Origin of the sequence: Aphanothece microscopica RSMan92 (assembly GCF_046613545.2) — a bacterium.
In the GTDB taxonomy this organism is placed as follows: domain Bacteria; phylum Cyanobacteriota; class Cyanobacteriia; order PCC-6307; family Cyanobiaceae; genus NIES-981.
This window is the reverse complement of record NZ_JBKKKY020000109.1, coordinates 1-4,190: the sequence shown is the minus strand read 5'-3', so window position 1 is coordinate 4,190 and position 4,190 is coordinate 1. Positions and strand designations below refer to the sequence as shown.

Below are 4,190 nucleotides of genomic sequence, written 5' to 3'. Positions count from 1 at the left end.
GCACCCGGAACAGGATGAGCGGGGCGCTGGGACACACCAGCATCAGGGCCATGGCGGCCCAGGCGGGTCGTGTGAGAAGCTCCTGGAGGGGCAGAAGAACGAGAGCCAGGCCGGCGAGGGGCACGGCCAAACAGGTGGCCAGCACCACGCGCCACAGGAGCGCCGGGCGATCACGCAGCAGCACGAAGGGGTAGTCCTTGAGGCCCAGCCCAAGGCTGAACATGAGCGTGGTGATGGTGGCCGAAGCCAGCCAGGAAGCAAAGGGGGGCATGGGGGTCAGATTCCAGAAGCGCCGGAGATCAGCAAGGCAAAGGCCACCACACCGATCACTGTGAGCGCCATGGCGGTGAACACCGTGATCGAGGTCTGATCCACATACACGAAGTCGTCGCGGCGGATGAGCCTGAGGGTGCGCAGGTGCTGGCCCGTGGCCGCCGACATCGCCAGGATGCCGATCAGCACGAACCCCATGGCCACCAGGCGCACACTCAGGCCGGCATGGGCACTGCTGTCGAAGCGGGTGCGGTTGATGGCTCCGATGATCTTGTCGAGGCCGAAGCCGAAGCTGATCAATGAAAGGCAGGTGCGGATCCAGGCCATCATCGTGCGCTCGGCGGCCGCCCGGTTGCGCTCCTTGGCGAGTTCGTTGTTGAGGTTCGGCATCGTGGTGGCGTCGGCTGTGTGGGCCTTCCGGTGTCGGTGCGGTCGGCTGAAGCCTCCAGGCGAAGGTCCTGGCGGCCCTATGGGCTTGGATCCTTGCTGAACTCAGCGCTGCGTTCGTCACGGCGTTCCTTCAGGAGGCGTTCCTCCTCCTGGCGCTCCTCTTCCACTTCGCGGGCCAGGAACACATTCAGGAAGGTTCGGATCACAGCCACCACGGCCAGCTTGATCAGGTTCTCGTTGGAGGGTGCGGTGGTGGTGGCCACGATGTCGGCCGCCAGCTGAAACTCCAGCGCCAGGGAGAGCCAGCTGCCGAAGGTGAGCCGGATGCGGTTGAAGGGCCGGGCGGAACGGGCGTGCTGCCGGCGCTCCCGGTAGGCCTGGCCCAGGATGATCAGCAGCCCGAGGGCCACACACACGATCGAGATGCTCTCCAGCAGCAGGCGCAGCAGCTCGGCGCTGCCCGCCAGCCAGTGTTCCAGTGGCTCCTCCACGGCCATGCCTCAGGCCCTCACCACGCAGCGGAAGCCCATGTGGCAGGTGGAGGTGTCGATCCCCTGGGCCAGCCGGGCCGGTGGCCGGTAGCGGCGGCAGTAGCTGGGGGCACAGAGGTAGGAGCCGCCCTTCACCGCTTTGCGGGGCATGGCGCCGTGCTGGGAGGTGCGGTCGATGCTGGCCTCCCGGGCGGCGCTGGCGCAGCAGCCGCCTGCGTCGCTGGAGGTTCCGCTGGACTGGGCAGAGCTGTGGGGCCTGTACCAGCTGTCAGTCCACTCCCACACGTTGCCGATCATGTCCACCAGGCCATAGCCGTTGGCCGGGTAGCTGCCCACCGGCGAGGTGCGCTCATAGCCATCCAGGCGGCTGTTGTGGTGCGGAAAGTCGCCCTGGAAGGTGTTGGCCATGGCACGGCCCCCCGGGTGGAGCTCTGAGCCCCAGACAAATTCCGTGCCGCCGCTGCCACCCCAGGAGGCAAACTCCCACTCGGCCTCCGTGGGCAGCTGCTTGCCGGCCCAGGCGGCGTAGGCCAGGGCATCCTCGTGGGCCACATGCACCACGGGGTGATGGTCACGGTCCTTGATCGAGGAGCCGGGCCCCTCGGGGTGGCGCCAGTTGGCTCCGGGGATGTACTGCCACCAGCGGTAGGGATCGCCCGTGCCCACAGGCCCGGCCGGCGGCACGAACACGATCGAGGCGGGGGCCAGCAGCTCCGGCAGGGCGTCGGGATAGTCGGCCGGGTCGGCGGGGCGTTCGGCGAGGGTGATGTGGCCCGTGGCCTTCACGAACTTGCGGAACTGGGCGTTGGTCACCGGGGCCCGGTCGATCCAGAACCCCTCCACCTGGCGGCTGTGGGCGGGGGCCTCCTCCGGATAGTGATGGTCGGATCCCATCGTGAAGAGGCCGCCCGGGATCCACACCATGTCGCGGGCCGGCGGACGGCCCGGGGCCTGGCGACTGGGGGTCGGAGTCAGGACCGGAGTGGCGCGGTGGGTGCTCGACGTCATGCGGCCAGAGGGTCTGGGTGCAGTGTGATGAGCCGCTGAAGGCCCGGCAACCGGCAACTGCTGCGCCATCAATCGACGGGCCTCCGCCTCCTCATCCACGATCAGCTCGCCGGAGAGATCCCACACCACCTCGTGCAGCTCGCCGCCTCGCCGAAGTCGTAGCCGCAGCTGAGCCCCTCGATCCTGAACACGATCGGCACGGTGGTGTCGAAGTGGGCCTGGGCCACCAGCACGCCATCCAGGTAGAGCTGGGCGTTGCCGGCGGCCCCCAGGCCCGTCGCCAGCTGCGGGGGCCCCGTGGGTTCGATCTCAACACTGCGTGATCTCTTGCTGCCCCCCATCAGACCTGAGCCGTTGGGCCAGGGTGAAGAAAACGCCCCAGCGCAAGACCTGACGGCTGACAGAGCCCAGCACCCTTCACACGCTGGAGTGATCCGGTGTGACCCTGCGATGGCACCAGCCTCGGTGCAGCCGCTGCTGCTCAGGCTCACGGCTCTGGCCGTGGCCCTGTTGCTCCTGCTGGCGCCACCAGCCCATGGGTTCCTGGTGCTGGATCCCAAGGACGTGCCCGAGGGCTGCGCGGCGGAGCCGGCCGCGATCTCGCTCGATGGTCTCAAGGTGCTGGAGGTGCGCAGCACCGCCGGCGCCGAGAGCGTCAGCACCGTGGCCGAGCGGGGCAGCCGAACGTTGCTGGAGCTGGCCCGCAACCAGGCGATCAAACCCGAAGCGATCGGCGTGAAGCACCTGGAGGGTGAGAGTTTCATCATGCTTCAGCAACCTGGAGAGCCGGAGCGGCGGCTGGGGGTGTTGAACCAACGCACCGCCCGCTGCTACGGGATGGAACCTCGTGAGCTCGCGGATCTCACTCGCAATCAGGTCCGCACCGCGATCGTGCGCTACCGCCAGGTGCATTCTCAGGAGTCGTGGCTGCGTGGCAGCGCCCTGGCTGCGCTGGTGCTGGGGGTGTATGTGCTGTGGCTGCGGATGCAGTTCAGGATCAATGGGCGTGTTCGGGATCTGATCTTCCGCCGTGAGACCTTTCTTCTGCAGAAGCTCTCACGGCTGGGCCTCTCAGGGCTGTTGAAGCCGGAGCAGGTGAGACGACTGCTGCAGGGCCTGCGATCCAGCCTTCACTGGGTTCTGCTGCTGCTGATCAGCTATCTGCTGGTGCCACTGCTGCTGGGATTCTTCCCGCCCACGCAGGCGATTGCCAACGGCCTGCGGCAACAGCTGCGCGATCTGGCCATCGGGCTGTTCGAGGGGCTGGTGGATGCCATCCCCAACCTGCTCTCGATCGCCGTGATCATCGGCATCGGCGTGCTGGTGGCCCGGTTCAGCAATGGGGTGTTCGAGGCCATCCGGCTGGGGCGCCTGCGCATCCCGGGCTTTTACCGGGAGTGGGCACGGCCCACCTCCAGGCTGGTAGTGATCCTGATCGCGGTGGCCACGGCCGTGATCGCCTTTCCCTACATCCCTGGATCCAGCAGCAAGGCGTTCCAGGGGGCTGGGATCTTCGTGGGTGTGTTCGCTGCCCTGGGCTCGAGCGCTGTGGCGGCCAACATCATCAGCGGCCTGCTGCTGATCTACACCCGTGCCTTCCGGGAGGGCGACCTGGTGGAACTGAATGGCCTGATGGGCACGGTGCAGGATCGCACCCTGCTGGTGACGCGGCTGCAGACGCCGCACAACCAGCTGGTGAGCATTCCCAATGTCACCGTGATCAGCAATGCCATCGCCAACTACAGCTTCTCGCGTCGTGAGATCCGCCAACCGGTGGCGCTCTCCACCACCATCACGATCGGCTACGACGTGCCCTGGCGGCAGGTGGAGGAACTGATGCTGGCGGCTACCCGCAGCGTGGAAGGCGTGACGGATGAACTGGAGCCCTTTGTGCTGCAGACGGCGTTGAATGATTTTCATATCAGCTACGAACTCACCGCCTACCTCCGGGATGCCAACACCTACCGTCAGAGCCTCTCCCAGCTGCATGGCGCCCTGCAGGACCGCTTTGCCGAAGCTGGGGTGGAG

At 67.0% G+C, this 4,190-nt stretch carries 6 protein-coding genes; 1 reads left to right on the top strand and 5 read right to left on the bottom strand.

What is annotated here, in order from left to right; genetic code table 11:
• The 5 genes from ACLD7X_RS15885 to ACLD7X_RS15865 form a co-directional block, all read right to left on the bottom strand.
• Positions 1-271 (bottom strand): hypothetical protein (locus ACLD7X_RS15885; protein WP_411424652.1); only part of this gene is annotated, 271 nt, incomplete at its 3' end.
• Positions 272-276: 5 nt separating this feature from the next.
• Positions 277-663, bottom strand: a complete 387-nt coding sequence (locus ACLD7X_RS15880) for a YidH family protein (protein ID WP_411424651.1) — start codon at positions 661-663, stop codon at positions 277-279.
• 77 nt (positions 664-740) lie between these two features.
• Entirely contained in the window at positions 741-1,160 is a 420-nt protein-coding gene (locus ACLD7X_RS15875; protein ID WP_411424650.1) for a DUF1622 domain-containing protein, read from the bottom strand.
• A gap of 3 nt (positions 1,161-1,163) precedes the next feature.
• Positions 1,164-2,162, bottom strand: a complete 999-nt coding sequence (locus ACLD7X_RS15870) for a formylglycine-generating enzyme family protein (RefSeq protein ID WP_412006853.1) — start codon at positions 2,160-2,162, stop codon at positions 1,164-1,166.
• Between the two features lie 101 nt (positions 2,163-2,263).
• Positions 2,264-2,503: a hypothetical protein gene (locus tag ACLD7X_RS15865; RefSeq protein ID WP_412006852.1), complete on the bottom strand. Its 240-nt coding sequence runs from the start codon at positions 2,501-2,503 to the stop codon at positions 2,264-2,266.
• Between the two features lie 109 nt (positions 2,504-2,612).
• On the opposite strand from ACLD7X_RS15865, the gene ACLD7X_RS15860 reads away from it, so the two are divergent.
• The coding region (locus ACLD7X_RS15860) for a mechanosensitive ion channel family protein (RefSeq protein WP_411424647.1) at positions 2,613-4,190 on the top strand (1,578 nt) is incomplete at its 3' end.

Coding starts and splice junctions, on each gene's coding strand:
- ACLD7X_RS15880 (WP_411424651.1), bottom strand. CDS start 663: ATGCCGAACCTCAACAACGAACTCGCCAAGGAGCGCAACCGGGCGGCC.
- ACLD7X_RS15875 (WP_411424650.1), bottom strand. CDS start 1,160: ATGGCCGTGGAGGAGCCACTGGAACACTGGCTGGCGGGCAGCGCCGAG.
- ACLD7X_RS15870 (WP_412006853.1), bottom strand. CDS start 2,162: ATGACGTCGAGCACCCACCGCGCCACTCCGGTCCTGACTCCGACCCCC.
- ACLD7X_RS15865 (WP_412006852.1), bottom strand. CDS start 2,503: ATGGGGGGCAGCAAGAGATCACGCAGTGTTGAGATCGAACCCACGGGG.